Genomic DNA, 16,917 nt, shown 5'->3' on the forward strand with positions numbered 1-16,917 from the left:
GACACGGTTCCGCGGCCACCGGCCGCGTACCGCCTCGCCGACGAAGGATCAGGGGGCGGCGGGGAGTTCGTCGACGGCCCGGTCGGCGGGTACGCCCGACACGGCGACCGTGACCGCCGGCCGACCGCGCAGTCCGAAGGCGCCGATCAGCGCGGCGAGCAGGGCCGCGGCGAGCGGGACCCACAGGGCCGCCCGGTAGCCGTCGAGCAGCGCGGCCGGTGACGACGACGCGGTGGCCGACACGTTGACGGCGGTGGCCGTGGAGAGGCCGATCGCGGCGCCGAACTGGAAAGAGGTGTAGAGCAGTCCGCCGGCCAGGCCCTGCTCCTCCTCCTCGACGCCCTCGGTGGCGACGATGGTGAGAGGGCCGTAGGCGAGGGAGAAGGCGATGCCGAGGGTGAGCAGCCCGGGAAGCATCGCCAGGTACGTCCAGTCGGCCCCGAGCGGCAGGAACAGGGCGTACGACAGCGAGGCCAGAAGCAGTCCGGCGAAGATCACCCGTGGGTTGCCGAAGCGGTTCACCAGCCTGGGGGTGAGGACCGGGGAGAGGATCGCGTCGACACCGATGACGATCATCGCGAAGCTGGTCTGCACTGTGGACCAGTCCCGCAGCTCCTGGAGGTAGAGGACGACCAGGAACTGGAAGCCGAAGAAGCCCGCGGCGAAGAGCAGTCCGACGAGGTTGGCGCGGACCAGGGCGCCGCTGCGGAAGATGCCGAGCCGGACGAGCGGGGATGGTGAGCGGCGCTCCAGGGCGATGAACGCGGCGAGGAGGACGAGGCCGGCGCCCAGCGTGCCGAGGGTCCACAGGACGCTCGTGTGGCCGGCGCGCTCCACGCCGAGGACGAGCAGGATCACGGCCGCGGTGATGGTGAGGCCGCCGGCCAGGTCGACGCTCCGGCCGGTGCGGTCGGGACGCGGCGCCCCGGGCACGAGGACGAGCGCCGCGAGGAGGATCAGCGCGGCGAGCACGACCGGTGCGAAGAACACCCAGCGCCAGCCGACCGAGGTGAGCAGCCCGCCGACGACCAGGCCGACCGAGAACCCGCCGGCCGCCGTGCCGGAGTAGAGGAGCAGGGCCTTGTTGCGCTGCGGGCCCTCCTCGAAGCCGGTGGTGATGAGGGACAGGCCCGCCGGGGCCATGAAGGCGGCGGCGACTCCGGTGACGAACCGGGCGACGATCAGCATCCAGCCCTCCGTGGCGAATCCGCCCAGCCCGGAGAAGAGCAGGAAGACCGAGAGCCAGAGGACGAACATCCGGCGGCGCCCGAAGAGGTCGGCGGCGCGTCCGCCCACCAGCATGAAGCCGCCGTATCCGAGGACGTACGCGCTCATGACCCACTGCAGGGAGCCGGTGGACAGACCGAGGTCGGCCCGGATGGACGGCAGGGCCACATTGAGCATGGCCACATCGATGCCCTCCAGGAAGATCGCGCCGCACAGGACGAGCAGGACACCCCAGCCCCGTGCGCTCAGAGCGGACGCCGTTTTCCGTGAAGTCATGTCGGTTCCTCGCAGATCCGGGGACGTTGTCGGCTCGACCACCTTGGGCCGGGCACGGAGCAGGAACAACGGCGAAGATCGCAACGTTCGTTCAGTCAGGCTTACCGATCCGAGGGACCCGGGGACGTCGATGGAACGCGATGAACTGGAGTGCTTCCTCCTGCTCGCCGAGGAGCTGCACTTCGGGCGGACGGCCGAGCGCATGAGGTTGTCCCGGGCCCGGGTGAGCCAGCTCGTCCAGCGCCTCGAACGCCGGGTCGGCGCCCCGCTGTTCGTCCGGACCAGCCGCCGCGTCGCCCTCTCCTCGCTCGGCCGGCAGTTGCGCGCCGACCTGGAACCGCACCACCGCGCGATCGAGGCAGCCCTGGAGCGGGCCGCCGCCACCGCGCGCGGCGTCGACACCGTGCTGCACGTCGGCTTCTCGAACCCGCTGGCCGGCGAGATCGTGATGAGGACGACCGAGATGCTGCGCGCCGGCCACCCCCGGCTCGCCGTGGAATTCTGCGAGGTGCCGCTCGCCGATCCGTACGGTCAGCTGCGCAAGGGCGAGTTCGACCTCCAGATCGCCGAACTCCCCGTACGGCAGCCGGATCTCGTCGAGGGTCCGGCGCTGCTCGCGGAGGCACGCGTCCTCGCGGTCGGTGCGGCGCATCCGCTCGCCGCCCGGGAAACGGTGTCCCTCGAGGACCTGGCCGGTGTACCGCTGCTCACGATCACCGGCGACGTTCCCGACCACTGGCTCGAACACCACGCCCCCACCCGCACACCGAGCGGCCGGCCCATCGCCCGCGGCCCCGGCATGACCCACATGCAGGAGGCGTTGATGCTGGTCGCCGCCGGCAGGGGCGCGATGCTCGCACCCGCGCACACGGCCCTGTACCACGCCCGCCCCGGTGTCGCCTACGTTCCCCTCTCGGACGCGGAGCCAGCCCGCTACGGGCTGGTGTGGCGGGCCGGACACGCCACCGGCGCCCTCCAGGCCTTCGCCGGGGCCGCCCGCGAAGCCGCCCGGACCGTGACGCGGCAGCCTCCGCGAGCCGGGGTGCCGGCGGCCGCGCCCACGGCGTACGGCCACCCGGACCCGGCCGCACCGGTACCGCACCCCCGCGTTTGAACGTGTTCAATTCCATGCCTAGGATCAGCCCCCTCGCTGTCGCACGAAGGAGGGGGCATGCGCGACGAGCAGCGGTCCGCCGTGGGCGGGCTCCGGCACGGGTCGGCCCAACTGGTCCGGTTCGGCGTGCTCCAGGTCCGCGCCTGCGCCTTCGCCGGAGCGCTGCTGGCCGGGATCGGCGCCTCCCGCCTGCTGCCCCCGCTGCCCGTGGCGCGGTACGACCTGGTCCTGGTCTACGGCGTGCTGCTCACCCTCGTCGCCCGCCGGGTCGGCTGGGAGACCCGGCGGGACACCGTCGTGATCGCCGTCTGTCATGTGCTGGGCCTCCTGTTCGAGCTGGTCAAGGTGCGCCTGGGTTCGTGGAGCTACCCGGAGCACGCCCTCACGAAGATCGCCGGGGTGCCGCTGTACGGCGGTTTCATGTACGCCGCGGTCGCCGGTTACGTCTGCCGGGCCCGGCGGCTGATGCGACTGAGCTACACCCGCTACCGCGCCGCCGCCACGACCCTGGTGGCCGCCGCCGTCTACCTCAACTTCTTCACCCACCACTGGATGCCGGACCTGCGCTGGCCGCTCGCGGCGGCGATGACCGCCGCGACCGCCGGGACCTGGGTGGGTTTCAGCGTGGGCGCCCGCCGCTACCGCATGCCGCTCGCCGTCTCCTTCGTCCTGATCGGTTTCTTCCTGTGGATCGCCGAGAACGCCGCGACCTACGCGGGCGCCTGGAGCTACCCGCAGCAGCTCGGCGGCTGGCAGCCGGTGCCCCTGACCAAGTTCGGCGCCTGGTCCCTGCTGATCAGCGTCACCTTCGTGCTCGCCGAGCGTCTCGGGGCCGCCCGGCCCGGATCCGCCGCGCCGGACGCCCCGGATCCGGGCGGCGGCCGCCGCGGGTCTTCCCGGTGTCCGGTTCCTTCAGGACCGGCTGACCGGCCGCCGCCCACGGTGACCGCACGACCGTACGAGGCGCCGTGACCGGTCTGGTGGGCCGGCGGCACCCCGCTCGGCGACGGAGCGCGCCTGACCGGCACCGGGTCCGGGGATGCGCAGCGGACGAGGAGCGGTGGGAGGATGCCCCGGCGAGGGACAGCAGAGCGCCGCGAACCGCTCCGGGCGGCTTGGCTGCCCTGGGTCCGGGCCGCCTGGGCGGCCGCGGGGACTTCGTCGCACCGGCCGTCCCCCGCGCCGTGCCCCGTTCCGCATGTGTGCCGCCGGTTCCGTCGGTCCCGTCGGTTCTCCCGGTCCTGCCGGTTCCGTGGGTTCCACCATGTCCGCTGCCTCCTGCCGGTCCCGGAGCCGTAACGCCTGTGCCATCACGCTAGGCGCGGGACCGTGTCCGGCGGATCGGCGCAGGGGTGGAGTGCGGGGTGGACATCCCGGGGACAAGCGCAGCCGCCTTCTCCACCGTGGGGTCGACACCCGAAGCGCCCAAGGGTGGAGACGGAGATCGCCGGGAGGAGCCGGACATCGCCGCCAGGAACCGGAGACCGCCGCGATCAGGAAGCGCCGGCGCTGCCACCATGGCCGCCGTGGTCACCGTATCCGCCGTACCCACCGTGGCCGCCACGGTCATCGTGTCCGTCATACCCACCGTGACCACCGTCGTCACCGTGTCCGCCACGGCCGCCGTGCCCCCCGCCGCCCTTGTGGGCGTGGTGCGAGTTCTTCGCATGGGTGCGCAGGCGGGCCGTCACGTCCTCCGGGGGGAGGAAGCGAGACCAGCGCTCGGGGAACTCGGAGGGCATGTCCGGGTCGTCGGGGTCGTCGGGGTCGTCCTCGCGGGCCGCCGCGGCGCGGGCGACGTACTCGGCGACCTGCGCGTGCCGCACCCGCTCGTTGGCCTCGCGTGCCGCGGCCGTGGCCGCGGCGGGCCAGACCCGGTCGATGGCCGCGTTCACCGCCGCGCCGACGAGCACCGCGAAGGCGGACACACCGATCCACAGCAGCACGGCGACGGCGGCGGCGAGGGAGCCGTAGATGGTGGCGCCCTCGATGGAGTGCGTGAGGTAGATGCGCAGCAGGAAGCTGCCCAGCACCCACATGGCGAGGGCGACCAGGGCGCCCGGCACGTCCTCGATCCACGGGGAGCGGACCGGCACCGACACGTGGTACAGCGTCGTCAGGAAGACGATGGACAGGACGATCACGACCGGCCAGTACAGCACCTGGACGACCGTCTCCGACCAGGGCACGATCCGGACGACCGCGTCCGGCCCCGCCACCATCAGCGGCAGCGCCACCGAGCCGATCAGCAGGGCCACGATGAACAGCAGGAACGCCATGATCCGGGTCTTGACGATGCCCCGGACGCCGTCCAGGCCGTACATGACGGTGATGGTGTCGATGAAGACGTTCACGGCGCGCGAGCCCGACCACAGGGCGAACAGGAAGCCGATGGAGATGACGTCGGGCCGGCCGCCCTTCATCACGTCGTCCAGGATCGGCTCGGCGATCTCCTTGACGCCCTTGTCGGAGAGCACCGTGCGGGATGCCTCCAGCAGGTTGGTCTCCAGGCTGTGGATGGTGTCGGCGCCGGTCCAGTCGTCGACGTAGCCGAGCAGGCCGATCAGGCTCAGCAGCAGCGGAGGCACGGACAGCAGCGTGAAGAACGCCGCCTCGGCCGCCAGGCCCAGGATGCGGTACTCCATGCAGGAGTTGACGGTGTCCTTGAGCAACAGCCAGGCGGTCCTGCGCTTGGATACGTTCCGGTAGAGGGCTCTGGCCCGGTGGAGCCGACCGGCCGGCTGCTCGGGGATGTCACTTGCTGGCTGCACGTCCTAACGGTATCCGCCGCACGGGGCCGCACTCACCTTCCGGGCCCGGTCGACGGTTCTCCGCCCCGGACCGGCCGCGCTGTGCCACTCTGGGGCCGTCACTGCGTCATCGCCGCCGTCCCGGGTAGGTTCGCAGTCATGGCAGGCACCTCCACCCACACCGTGACGAACCAGCCGCCCCCTCTGGTCGGCTACGACGTCTTCACCGCCGACCGGGCCCTCGTGGAGGCCGTCGACCGGTACACCGGCCCGGACGTCCTGGACGAGGTGCGCGGCGAGCTGTCGGCGCTCGGCCGGGCCGCCGGCTCGGCACAGCTGCAGGAGTGGGCGGCACAGGCGAACGACTGCCCGCCCCGGCTGCGCAGTCACGACCGGTACGGCCACCGGATCGACGAGGTCGAGTTCCACCCCGCCTGGCACCGGCTGCTCGGCAAGGGCGTCTCGGCCGGCCTGACCGGCGCCTGGACCCGGCCGTCCGGGCACGTGCGCCGGGCGGCCGGGTTCCTGGTCTGGACGCAGGTCGAGGCGGGCACCTGCTGTCCGCTGTCGATGACGCACGCGGCCGTGCCCGCGCTGCGCGCCGACCCGGAGCTGGCCGCCGAGTGGGAGCCCCGGCTGGCGTCCACGGTGTACGACCGGGAGCTGCGGCCCGCCGGCCGGAAGCCCGGCGCGCTGTTCGGGATGGGCATGACCGAGAAGCAGGGCGGCAGCGACGTCCGCGCGAACACCACCCGGGCACGGCCCCTCGCGGAACCCGGGACGTACGCGCTGACCGGGCACAAGTGGTTCTGCTCGGCGCCCATGTCGGACGCCTTCCTGGTGCTCGCGCAGGCGCCGGACGGGCTCACCTGCTTCCTGGTCCCGCGGGTCCTGCCCGACGGCGGCCGGAACACCTTCCTGGTCCAGCGGCTGAAGGACAAGCTGGGCAACCGCTCGAACGCCTCCGCCGAGGTGGAGTTCGACGGCACCTGGGCGCGCCGGGTCGGCGAGGAGGGGCGCGGGGTGCACACGATCATCGGGATGGTCGCCGCGACCCGGCTGGACTGCGCGCTCGGCTCGGCGGGCCTGATGCGGCAGGCGGTGGCGCAGGCCGTGCACCACTGCACGTACCGGGAGGCGTTCGGCGGGAAGCTGGTCGACAAGCCGCTGATGCGCAACGTCCTCGCCGACCTCGCGCTGGAGTCCGAGGCGGCGACCGCGCTCGCGCTGCGGCTGGCCGCCGCCTACGACGACGGGGGCGAGCAGGAGCGCGCGTTCCTGCGGCTCGCGGTGCCCGCCGCGAAGTACTGGATCACCAAGCGCTGCGCCCCGGTGGCCGTGGAGGCCGCCGAGTGCCTGGGCGGCAACGGGTACGTGGAGGACTCCGGCATGCCCCGGCTGGTGCGGGAGTCGCCGCTGAACTCCATCTGGGAGGGCGCCGGGAACGTACAGGCGCTGGACGTGCTGCGGGCCCTGCAGCGGGAACCGGGTGCGCTGGACGCCTGTCTCACCGAGATCGGCCGGGCCCACGGCGCCGACCACCGGCTGGACCGTGCGGTGAAGGACCTGTTCACCGAACTCGCCGACCTTGACGGCATCGAGGGCCGGGCCCGGCGGCTGGTGGAGCGGCTGGCCCTCGCCCTCCAGGGCTCCCTCCTGGTACGGCACGCGCCCCCGGAGGTCGCCGACGCCTTCTGCGCCTCCCGCCTGGGCGGCGATCACGGAGCGTCGTTCGGCACGCTGCCGGCGGGGCTGGACCTGGAATCGGTGGTGGACCGGGCAAGGCCGGCCTGACCGCCCCCGGTCGCCCGCACGCCCCGGGCCGCACGCCCGGGCCACGCACCCGAGGGTTCCCCGGAGGGAGGGGGTGATGCTGCGCCGACACGGCACCACCCCCCACCGCCTGGGTCAAGTCTCGGCCACCTCGCGGCGGTCCACCAGGGTTGCAGGGGGTTGCAACTTATGGGGGCACGTGCGCGGAGTCTGTGCCTCCGCCATGCCCGGAGCGGCAGTATGAGGGGCACAGTCGGACCGGATTCCGCCACCCGGACGGCTTGACACGTGTGTTCGACGGCCTTTCCGGGAGGACCGCAGTGGGGAACCCGCCGATGAACGTGGCGCGCCTGGCCGCCGTGGACGCGGCACAGGCGGCGCGGGTGCTGATCGAGGTGCGCGAGGCCGCGCTCTCCGGACGACGTGCGCGGATCGCGCCCCGGCCGGTGATCGAGCAGTCGTGGGAGCGGGCGCTGCGCAGCGGCGTCGACCCCGAACACGACGTCCGGTCACGGCTGTTGCCGTCCGAGGAGGTGCGGCGCCGGCGGGAGGAGTCGCCGCTGCGGCACGTCCTGCCGGTGCTGCGGGAGGGTCTGCTTTCGGTCGCGGACGTCGCCCAGCACATCATGGTCGTGGCGGACGCCGACGGGCGCGTGCTGTGGCGGGAGGGGGCGGCCGCGGTGCTGCGCAAGGCCGACGGGCTCGGTTTCGAACTCGGCGCGGACTGGCGGGAAGACGTCGTCGGTACCAACGGGGTGGGCACCCCGGCGGTGGTGCGGCGGCCGGTCCAGGTGTTCGCCGGCGAGCACTTCGTACGGTCGCAGACCGCCTGGACGTGTACGGGGGCGCCGATCACCGATCCGCGGGACGGCCGGCTGCTCGGCGTGGTGGATCTCAGCGGTCCGCTGGAGACGATGCACCCGGCCACCCTGGCCTGGGTGGACTCGGTGGCCAAGCTGGCCGAGGCCCGGTTGCGCGAGCGGCACCTGGCCTCGCTGGAGCGGCTGCGGGCGGTGGCGGCGCCGGTGCTGGCCCGGCTCGCCGGGCGGGCGGTGGTGGTGGACCGGGACGGCTGGTCGGCGGCCGTGACCGGAATGCCGTACGTACGCAGGGTGACGCTGCCGAAGCCGCTGACACCGGGCCGCCGGTGGCTGCCCTCGCTCGGGTCGTGCACGGTGGAGCCGCTGGCCGGGGGCTGGTTGCTGCGGGCGGAGGACGAGCCGCGGGCCGGCGCCGTCCGCCGGGTCGTGCTGGACCTCGCCCGGCCGGGGCGCTGCACGGTGACGGTCGAGGAGTCGGAGGTCTCCTGGTCGCGGGAACTGAGTCCGCGCCACGCGGAGTTGCTGTTCCTGCTCGCCGAGCACCGCACCGGGCGCGGGGCGGCGGAGCTGGCCGAGGACCTGTTCGGCGACCCGTCCCGGACCGTCACCGTACGGGCGGAGATGTCCAGGATCCGGCGGTATCTGGGGGAACTCCTCCAGCACCGGCCGTATCGTTTCAGCGAGGATACGGAAGTCGCGGTTGTCCTCCCGGACGATCCGCGTGACCTGCTCACGCAGTCGACGGCACCGGCGGTGGCCCTGAAACGGAATGCGGGGGGCGGCGGTCGGCCCGGATAGCCGCCCGACGGACCGGCGTCCACCCCGCCCGCACGTCTTCCGCCCATCTGCGGGGTCTTGGCCCTGCCCGGCCCGTTCCTGCCGTAGCATCCGGTACGGGCCCCCCACCTGCTCCTCGCGTCAACGTACGGATCACGAGGCGCAGTTGGCCCGCCGTCTGGAGGAGAGATGAAGCATCGCGGCAGACACCGCAGGCGCAGGCGGGGCGCGGCACTGCGCGCCGTCCTGACCGGTACCGCGTTGGCGCTCACCGCCACCGCCACGCTGATCAGCGTCTCCCAGGCCGAGGTCACCGAGAGCCCGGGCGCGCTGAAGCCGCTGACCTCCCGGGCCGACACCGGTCCGCTCCGGCTCCAGGAGGACCTGGTCCCGGCCCGCGCGCTGGACCGGCTCACCGCCGCGATGGGCCGCCCGGTCGGTGTGGACGCCGTCCTGCGGAGCGCCGACCGCGGACTGCGCGAGGCCGCCGACTGCTCCTCCGGCGACCGCGCCTCCCTGCCCGTCGCCCCGGCCCCCGCCCGCGCCTACTGCTGGGACCCGGCCGACGCCGCCGGTGACACCTGGCGGCCGGCCTCGGTGACCACCTCCGGGGCCGCCGACCACGACGGCGTCTGGGGCACCCACCGCGTCGTCCTCGCCGGCTGGACCCACAGCACCACCGCCGGCCGTCCCGCCGAGCGCGGCCTCACCCGGGTCGCCTTCGTCGACGCCGACGACCCCGCACACCCCGCCTACCGCTGGGTGCTGCTGGTGGTACCGGTCGACGGCGGCCGGGACTACCGGGGCCTGGCCTCCGGCGTCTCGGGCATGGTCTGGTACGGGAACAAGCTGCTCGTCTCCACCACGGCGGGCGGCGCCGACGCGCTGTACGTCTACGACCTCGACCGCATCCAGCGCACCACGGTCGACGGGCCCGCGATCGGCCGGGTGCCCGGCGGCTGGTCCGCGGACGGCTACGGCTACGTGCTGCCCGCCGTCGGCTCGTACCGCTATACGGACGGCCGCTGCACCCCCTCCGGCCCGCCCTGCCCCGGGGCGCTCGCCCTCGACCGCGGCACGGCACCCGACAGCCTGGTCGCCGCGGAGCGGACCGAGCCCGGCGCCGACCGGCACGCCCGGCTGTGGCGGTACGCGTTCAGCACCGATCCGGCGCGCCCCGGGCTGCTCGCCACCGACGCCCGGGGCCGGGCGGACGCGGTGGAGGCGTTCCGGACCCGGACGGGCGGCATCCGGGGCGTGCTGTCGTACCGGCCGGCCGGGGCGGACCGGGCGTCCTGGTATGTGGGACGGCTGCCCGCTTCGCGGGACGGGCACGGCGGACTGTGGCGGCAGGACACCGAGGGCGCCCGGCCGGCGCGCTGCGGCGCCGACGCCTCCGACCGCTGCTGGGCGCGGGAGGCGGGCTCCCTCTCCTACTGGCCGGCGACCGGCGAGGTGTGGTCGCTGTCCGACCGGATGCTCTTCGCGGTGCCGCTGGCCGGTCTCGACCGCTCCCTGGACTGACCACGCGGGCCGGGGTTCCGTCGCGGGGGGGTCGGCTAGGGCCGGGGCCGCCGGGAGCCGATCGACAGACCGGGCCGCGGGATGGTTCCCTGGCCGCATGAGCAGCGTCCCCGTCACCACCTGGTCCCTGGAGCAGACCTCTCCGGCCGACCTCCTGCCCGCCGCCGCGCCCGACGGCGAGGTCCGGATCGTCCGCGCCGAGGTGCCCTCCCCCGAGTTCAGCCGGTTCCTGTACGCCTCGGTCGGCGGCGACATCCACTGGACCGACCGGCTGGGCTGGACGTACGCGCGGTGGCAGGAGTACCTGGAGCGGCCCGGCGTGGAGACCTGGGTGGCCTACGACCGCGGGACCCCGGCCGGCTACGTCGAGCTGGAGCCGCAGGACGAGGGCGCGGTCGAGATCGTCTACTTCGGGCTGATCCCCGCCTTCCGCGGCCGGCGCATCGGCGGCCATCTGCTGGCGCAGGGCACGGCCCGCGCCTGGGACCTGGCCGAGCGGTGGCCGGGACGGACGCCGACCAAGCGGGTGTGGCTGCACACGTGCAGCAAGGACGGCGAGTTCGCGATGGACAACTACCAGCGGCGCGGCTTCAAGCTCTTCGACACCAAGGTGGAGCCGGAGCCGGACGCGGCCACGCCGGGACCGTGGCCCGGGGCATACTCCGCCTGACCCGCCGGGACAAGCCTTCCGGCGGCACATGTGAGCGACGACACCCTTGTCCCACCCTTCGGGACAAGGGTGTCCGCATGATGGACGAAGCTGGACTGTGTCCAGATCGCCGTGACACGCTGCCGTCATGCCTGGAACTGGAATTGCCTTGGTGAGTCGGCGGCACGTCGACCTCGGCCGCATGTCCAGCGCCATCTGTCCGGCGAGCTGACGCCCCAGCACCGCCGCGAACACCCGCATTCCACTCTCCTTGCGCAAGGACGCGCACGCCTGCCCGCGTGCGCGCGTCCGCGCAGGTCAGACCTGACTCCCCCGGTCCGAAGGACGTACAACCATGGCCGCCACCCCACAGAACCCCGCCGCCTCCGCGCCCCGCCGCAAGGTGAGCCGTCACCGCGGTGAGGGCCAGTGGGCCGCCGGCCACTTCACGCCCCTCAACGGCAACGAGCAGGTCAAGAAGGACGACGACGGTCTCAATGTGCGGACACGCATTGAGACGATCTACTCCAAGCGGGGCTTCGACTCGATCGACCCGAGCGACCTGCGCGGCCGGATGCGCTGGTGGGGGCTGTACACCCAGCGCAAGCCCGGGATCGACGGCGGCAAGACCGCGATCCTGGAGCCGGAGGAGCTGGACGACAGCTACTTCATGCTGCGCGTCCGCATCGACGGCGGGGCCCTGACGACGCGGCAGCTGCGGGTGATCGGTGAGATCTCGCAGGAGTTCGCGCGCGGCACGGCGGACATCACCGACCGGCAGAACGTCCAGTACCACTGGATCCGGATCGAGGACGTGCCCGAGATCTGGGACCGGCTGGAGGGTGTCGGCCTGTCCACGGTCACCGCCTGCGGTGACACCCCGCGTGTGATGATCGGCTCCCCGGTGGCGGGCATCGCCGAGGACGAGATCATCGACGCCACACCGGCGCTGGAGGAGATGAAGCGCCGGGTCCTGAACAACAAGGCGTACTCCAACCTCCCCCGGAAGTTCAAGACGGCCATCTCGGGTTCGCCGCTGCTGGACGTCGTGCACGAGATCAACGACGTCGCGTTCGTCGGCGTACGCCACCCCGAGCACGGGCCGGGTTTCGACGTGTGGGTGGGCGGCGGTCTGTCCACCAACCCCAAGCTGGGTGTACGGCTCGGCGCGTGGGTGTCGATCGACGAGGTCCCGGACGTCTACGAGGGGGTCATCTCCATCTTCCGTGACTACGGCTACCGCCGGCTGCGCAACCGCGCCCGGCTGAAGTTCCTCGTCGCGGACTGGGGCGCGGAGAAGTTCCGGCAGGTGCTGGAGGACGAGTACCTGGGACGCAAGCTGACCGACGGGCCCGCCCCCGAGCAGCCGGTGCAGCAGTGGCGCGACCACATCGGTGTGCACCGGCAGAAGGACGGCCGGTTCTACGTCGGTTTCGCGCCGCGCGTCGGCCGGGTCGACGGGGCGACGCTGACGAAGGTCGCCGACCTCGCCGAGGCGCACGGCTCGGGCCGGGTCCGCACCACCGTCGAGCAGAAGATGATCGTCCTCGACGTCGAGCAGGACCAGGTCGACTCGCTGGTGGAGGGCCTGGAGGCGCTGGACCTCACCGCCCGGCCGTCGTCCTTCCGGCGCGGCACGATGGCCTGCACCGGCATCGAGTTCTGCAAGCTCGCCATCGTGGAGACCAAGCAGCGCGGGTCGCAGCTGATCGACGAACTGGAGCGGCGCCTGCCGGACTTCGACGAGCCGATCACCATCAACCTCAACGGCTGCCCGAACGCCTGCGCCCGCATCCAGGTCGCGGACATCGGCCTCAAGGGTCAGCTGGTCCTCGACGACCGGGGCGAGCAGGTCGAGGGCTACCAGGTGCACCTCGGCGGCGCGCTCGGCCTGGAGGCGGGTTTCGGCCGCAAGGTGCGCGGTCTGAAGGTGACGTCGGAGGAACTGCCCGACTACATCGAGCGCGTGCTGAAGCGGTTCCAGGAGGAGCGCGAGGACGGCGAGCGGTTCGCGGCCTGGGCCTCGCGAGCCTCCGAGGAGGCCCTGTCATGAGCGAGCGCGCCGCACCCTTCTACTGCCCCTACTGCGGCGACGAGGACCTGCGTCCGAACGACGAGGGCCACGGCGCCTGGGAATGCGGGGCGTGCAACCGCGCATTCCGGCTGAAGTTCCTCGGGCTGCTGGCCCGGGGTCTTCAGCGAGCCGACGACGGAGGGGACGACCGGATATGACGACCACTCAGGAAGAGCGAACGGCCGAGGAGTTGAAGGCCCTCGCCGAGCAGGCGGGCCGTGATCTGGAGGACGCGTCCGCGCTGGAGATCCTCCAGTGGGCGGTGGACACCTTCGGCGCGAAGTTCTGCGTCACCTCCTCCATGGAGGACGCCGTGGTCGCCCATCTCGCCTCGCGCGTGCTGAAGGGCGTCGACGTCGTGTTCCTCGACACCGGCTACCACTTCCCGGAGACGATCGGCACCCGGGACGCCGTGGAGGCCGTGATGGACGTCAACGTCATCACCCTCACCCCGCGGCAGACGGTCGCCGAGCAGGACGCGGAGTACGGCCCGAAGCTGCACGACCGCGACCCCGACCTGTGCTGCGCGCTGCGCAAGGTGCGGCCCCTGGAAGAGGGCCTGAAGGGCTATCAGGCGTGGGCGACGGGCCTGCGCCGCGACGAGTCCCCGACCCGGGCGAACACCCCGGTCGTCGGCTGGGACGAGAAGCGGCAGAAGGTCAAGATCTCGCCGATCGCCCGCTGGACCCAGGACGACGTGGACGCGTACGTCACCGAACACGGCGTGCTCACCAATCCGTTGCTGATGGACGGCTACGCCTCCGTCGGCTGCGCCCCCTGCACCCGCCGGGTCCTGGAGGGCGAGGACGCGCGGGCCGGCCGCTGGGCCGGCCGCGCCAAGACCGAGTGCGGGCTGCACGGATGACGGCGCGCACAGCGACGCACACGTCGTCCACAGCCCCCGCCGCCACCGTCGCGGCGGACACGACCACTGCGATTCAGGAGAACCACGTGACGACCGGAGCCACCGTCTGGCTCACGGGTCTGCCGAGCGCCGGCAAGACCACCATCGCCCACGAGCTGGCGGGCCGGCTGCGCGGCGAGGGCCACCGGGTCGAGGTGCTCGACGGCGACGAGATCCGCGAGTTCATCTCGGCGGGCCTCGGCTTCTCCCGGGAGGACCGGCACACCAACGTCCAGCGCATCGGCTTCGTCGCCGAGCTGCTCGCCCGCAACGGCGTCAAGGCGCTGGTGCCGGTGATCGCACCGTACGCGGACAGCCGGGACGCCGTCCGCAAGCGGCACGAGGAGAACGGGACGCCGTACCTGGAGGTCCATGTGGCGACCCCGGTCGAGGTGTGCAGCGTGCGGGACGTGAAGGGCCTGTACGCCAAGCAGGCCGCGGGCGAGCTGTCCGGGCTCACCGGCGTGGACGACCCGTACGAGGAGCCGGAGACGCCGGACCTGCGGATCGAGTCGCAGCACCAGACGGTGCAGGAGTCCGCCGCGTCGGTGTACGCGCTGCTGAGCGAGAGGGGACTGGCATGACCACGGTCGCCAAGGTGGAAGAGGGCACGGACAGCCCGTACGCCCTGTCGCACCTGGACGCTCTGGAGTCCGAGGCGGTGCACATCTTCCGTGAGGTGGCGGGCGAGTTCGAGAACCCGGTGATCCTGTTCTCCGGCGGCAAGGACTCCATCGTCATGCTGCACCTCGCGCTGAAGGCGTTCGCGCCCGCGCCGGTGCCGTTCTCCCTGCTGCATGTGGACACGGGACACAACTTCCCGGAAGTCCTCGAGTACCGGGACCGTGTGGTGGCCGCCCATGGGCTGCGCCTCCATGTGGCCTCCGTCCAGGACTACATCGACCGCGGTGTGCTCAGGGAGCGCCCCGACGGCACCCGCAACCCGCTGCAGACGCTCCCCCTCACCGAGAAGATCCAGTCGGAGAAGTTCGACGCGGTCTTCGGCGGCGGACGGCGGGACGAGGAGAAGGCCCGCGCCAAGGAGCGCGTGTTCTCGCTGCGCGACGAGTTCTCCCAGTGGGACCCGCGCCGCCAGCGCCCCGAGCTGTGGAACCTGTACAACGGCCGGCACGCCCCCGGCGAGCACGTCCGGGTCTTCCCGCTCAGCAACTGGACCGAGCTGGACGTCTGGCAGTACATCGCCCGCGAGGGCATCGAGCTGCCGCAGATCTACTTCGCGCACGAGCGCGAGGTGTTCCAGCGGGACGGCATGTGGCTGACCGCGGGCGAGTGGGGCGGCCCGAAGGACGGCGAGACCGTCGAGAAGCGGCAGGTGCGCTACCGCACCGTCGGTGACATGTCCTGCACCGGCGCCGTCGACTCCGACGCGACCACGCTCGACGACGTCATCGCCGAGATCGCCGCGTCCCGGCTGACCGAGCGGGGCGCGACCCGCGCCGACGACAAGCTCTCCGAGGCCGCGATGGAAGACCGCAAGCGCGAGGGGTACTTCTAAGCATGAGCACGACCACGACCGAGGCGCTCTCGGCCACCACGCTGCTGCGGTTCGCCACCGCCGGCTCCGTCGACGACGGCAAGTCCACCCTCGTCGGACGGCTGCTGCACGACTCCAAGTCGGTCCTCACCGACCAGCTGGAGGCCGTGGAGCGGGCCTCCGCGAGCCGCGGCCAGGAGGGCCCGGACCTCGCGCTGCTCACCGACGGCCTGCGCGCCGAGCGGGAGCAGGGCATCACCATCGACGTGGCCTACCGCTACTTCGCCACGCCCCGCCGCCGGTTCATCCTCGCCGACACCCCCGGCCATGTGCAGTACACCCGCAACATGGTCACCGGCGCGTCGACGGCCGAGCTGACCGTGATCCTGGTCGACGCCCGCAACGGCGTGGTCGAGCAGACCCGCCGGCACGCGGCCATCGCCGCCCTGCTCCGCGTCCCGCACGTCGTCCTCGCCGTCAACAAGATGGACCTCGTCGGGTACGGGGAGAAGGTCTTCGCCGCCATCGCCGAGGAGTTCACGGCGTACGCGACCGAGCTGGGCGTCCCGGAGGTCACCGCGATCCCGATCTCCGCGCTGGCCGGCGACAACGTGGTGGAGCCGTCCGCGAACATGGACTGGTACGGCGGCCCGACCGTGCTGGAGCACCTGGAGACCGTTCCGGTCAGCCACGACCTGGCGCACTGCCACGCGCGGCTGCCCGTGCAGTACGTGATCCGGCCGCAGACCGCCGAGCACCCCGACTACCGCGGCTACGCCGGCCAGATCGCGGCCGGTACCTTCCGGGTGGGCGAACCGGTCACCGTCCTGCCGTCCGGCCGCACCTCGACGATCTCCGGCATCGACCTGCTCGGCCGGCCGGTCGACGTCGCCTGGACCACGCAGTCGGTGACGGTGCTGCTCGCGGACGACATCGACGTCTCGCGAGGGGACCTGATCGTGCCGACGAAGGACGCGCCGGCCACCACCCAGGACGTGGAGGCGACCGTCTGCCATGTCGCCGACGCCCCGCTGACCGTCGGCCACCGGGTGCTCCTCAAGCACGGCACGCGCACGGTCAAGGCGATCGTGCGGGACATCCCGTCCCGGCTGACGCTCGACGACCTGTCCCTGCACCCGCACCCCGGACAGCTCGCCGCCAACGACATCGGCCGGGTGAAGATCCGTACCGCCGAGCCTCTGCCGGTCGACTCCTACGCCGACTCGCGCCGCACGGGCTCGTTCATCCTGATCGACCCGAACGACGGCACCACGCTCACCGCGGGCATGGTCGGCGAGTCGTTCGCGTCCCCGGAGCCGGTCAAGGACGAGACCGACGACGACGGTTGGGACTTCTGAGCATGAGATCCCCTGACGTCTACTCGACGTTCGCGAAGGAGGGCGGCCGTGTCGGCAGCGGCGCCCTGGGCAGCGGGCAGGGCGGGGTCGCGCGATGTGTGAGCTGACGTACGCGCACCGCTCGCGCGCCCACTCCCCCCACCCGACGTCCCGGATGCGACGAAGACCCTTTGCC

15 protein-coding genes are annotated in these 16,917 nt (G+C 72.6%); 13 read left to right on the plus strand and 2 right to left on the minus strand.

Annotated elements, in window-relative coordinates; translation table 11 throughout:
- Positions 1–48: 48 nt before the first annotated feature.
- Complete coding sequence (locus tag ACZ4VF_RS05805; protein ID WP_467923372.1) at positions 49–1,503, minus strand: MFS transporter; 1,455 nt, start codon at positions 1,501–1,503, stop codon at positions 49–51.
- Between the two features lie 130 nt (positions 1,504–1,633).
- Here ACZ4VF_RS05805 and ACZ4VF_RS05810 point away from each other — a divergent pair, with 130 nt between their 5' ends.
- Positions 1,634–2,617: a LysR family transcriptional regulator gene (locus ACZ4VF_RS05810; RefSeq protein WP_467923373.1), complete on the plus strand. Its 984-nt coding sequence runs from the start codon at positions 1,634–1,636 to the stop codon at positions 2,615–2,617.
- Between the two features lie 57 nt (positions 2,618–2,674).
- A complete protein-coding gene (locus tag ACZ4VF_RS05815) occupies positions 2,675–3,589 on the plus strand; it encodes a DUF817 domain-containing protein (protein WP_467923374.1) in 915 nt (304 codons plus the stop codon).
- Between the two features lie 521 nt (positions 3,590–4,110).
- Here the strand turns inward: ACZ4VF_RS05815 and ACZ4VF_RS05820 are convergent.
- Positions 4,111–5,388, minus strand: a complete 1,278-nt coding sequence (locus tag ACZ4VF_RS05820; RefSeq protein WP_467923375.1) for a YihY/virulence factor BrkB family protein — start codon at positions 5,386–5,388, stop codon at positions 4,111–4,113.
- 138 nt (positions 5,389–5,526) lie between these two features.
- On the opposite strand from ACZ4VF_RS05820, the gene ACZ4VF_RS05825 reads away from it, so the two are divergent.
- The 11 genes from ACZ4VF_RS05825 to ACZ4VF_RS05875 all read left to right on the plus strand — a co-directional run bounded on the left by ACZ4VF_RS05825 (position 5,527) and on the right by ACZ4VF_RS05875 (position 16,742).
- Entirely contained in the window at positions 5,527–7,161 is a 1,635-nt protein-coding gene (locus tag ACZ4VF_RS05825) for an acyl-CoA dehydrogenase family protein (protein WP_467923376.1), read from the plus strand.
- Between the two features lie 314 nt (positions 7,162–7,475).
- Positions 7,476–8,759 (plus strand): GAF domain-containing protein, encoded by a 1,284-nt coding sequence (locus ACZ4VF_RS05830; RefSeq protein WP_467923377.1) that lies wholly within the window; start codon positions 7,476–7,478, stop codon positions 8,757–8,759.
- Positions 8,760–8,927: 168 nt separating this feature from the next.
- The gene (locus ACZ4VF_RS05835; RefSeq protein WP_467923378.1) at positions 8,928–10,262 is read left to right on the plus strand and encodes a hypothetical protein; all 1,335 of its coding nucleotides are present in this window, start codon (positions 8,928–8,930) and stop codon (positions 10,260–10,262) included.
- Positions 10,263–10,359: 97 nt separating this feature from the next.
- Positions 10,360–10,932, plus strand: a complete 573-nt coding sequence (locus ACZ4VF_RS05840; RefSeq protein WP_467923379.1) for a GNAT family N-acetyltransferase — start codon at positions 10,360–10,362, stop codon at positions 10,930–10,932.
- 127 nt (positions 10,933–11,059) lie between these two features.
- Positions 11,060–11,143, plus strand: a complete 84-nt coding sequence (locus ACZ4VF_RS05845) for a putative leader peptide (RefSeq protein WP_310739661.1) — start codon at positions 11,060–11,062, stop codon at positions 11,141–11,143.
- Positions 11,144–11,266: 123 nt separating this feature from the next.
- A complete protein-coding gene (locus ACZ4VF_RS05850; RefSeq protein WP_467923380.1) occupies positions 11,267–12,964 on the plus strand; it encodes a nitrite/sulfite reductase in 1,698 nt (565 codons plus the stop codon).
- Positions 12,961–13,143, plus strand: coding sequence for a hypothetical protein (locus ACZ4VF_RS05855; RefSeq protein WP_467923381.1), 183 nt, complete (start codon positions 12,961–12,963; stop codon positions 13,141–13,143). The genes ACZ4VF_RS05850 and ACZ4VF_RS05855 overlap by 4 nt, the downstream gene beginning before the upstream one ends.
- Positions 13,140–13,850: a phosphoadenylyl-sulfate reductase gene (locus ACZ4VF_RS05860; protein WP_467923382.1), complete on the plus strand. Its 711-nt coding sequence runs from the start codon at positions 13,140–13,142 to the stop codon at positions 13,848–13,850. The genes ACZ4VF_RS05855 and ACZ4VF_RS05860 overlap by 4 nt, the downstream gene beginning before the upstream one ends.
- Before the next feature lie 86 nt (positions 13,851–13,936).
- Positions 13,937–14,473 carry an adenylyl-sulfate kinase gene (gene cysC / locus ACZ4VF_RS05865; protein WP_467923383.1) on the plus strand — a complete coding sequence of 179 codons (537 nt, stop codon included), beginning with the start codon at positions 13,937–13,939 and terminating at the stop codon, positions 14,471–14,473.
- Positions 14,470–15,405 carry a sulfate adenylyltransferase subunit CysD gene (gene cysD / locus ACZ4VF_RS05870; protein ID WP_467923384.1) on the plus strand — a complete coding sequence of 312 codons (936 nt, stop codon included), beginning with the start codon at positions 14,470–14,472 and terminating at the stop codon, positions 15,403–15,405. Before cysC ends, cysD begins: the two co-directional genes overlap by 4 nt.
- A 2-nt stretch (positions 15,406–15,407) precedes the next feature.
- On the plus strand, positions 15,408–16,742 hold the full coding sequence (locus tag ACZ4VF_RS05875; protein WP_467923385.1) for a sulfate adenylyltransferase subunit 1: 1,335 nt from the start codon (positions 15,408–15,410) through the stop codon (positions 16,740–16,742).
- The last annotated feature ends 175 nt before the right edge of the window (positions 16,743–16,917 follow it).

It is taken from the genome of Streptomyces sp. NPDC029151 (assembly GCF_055564315.1).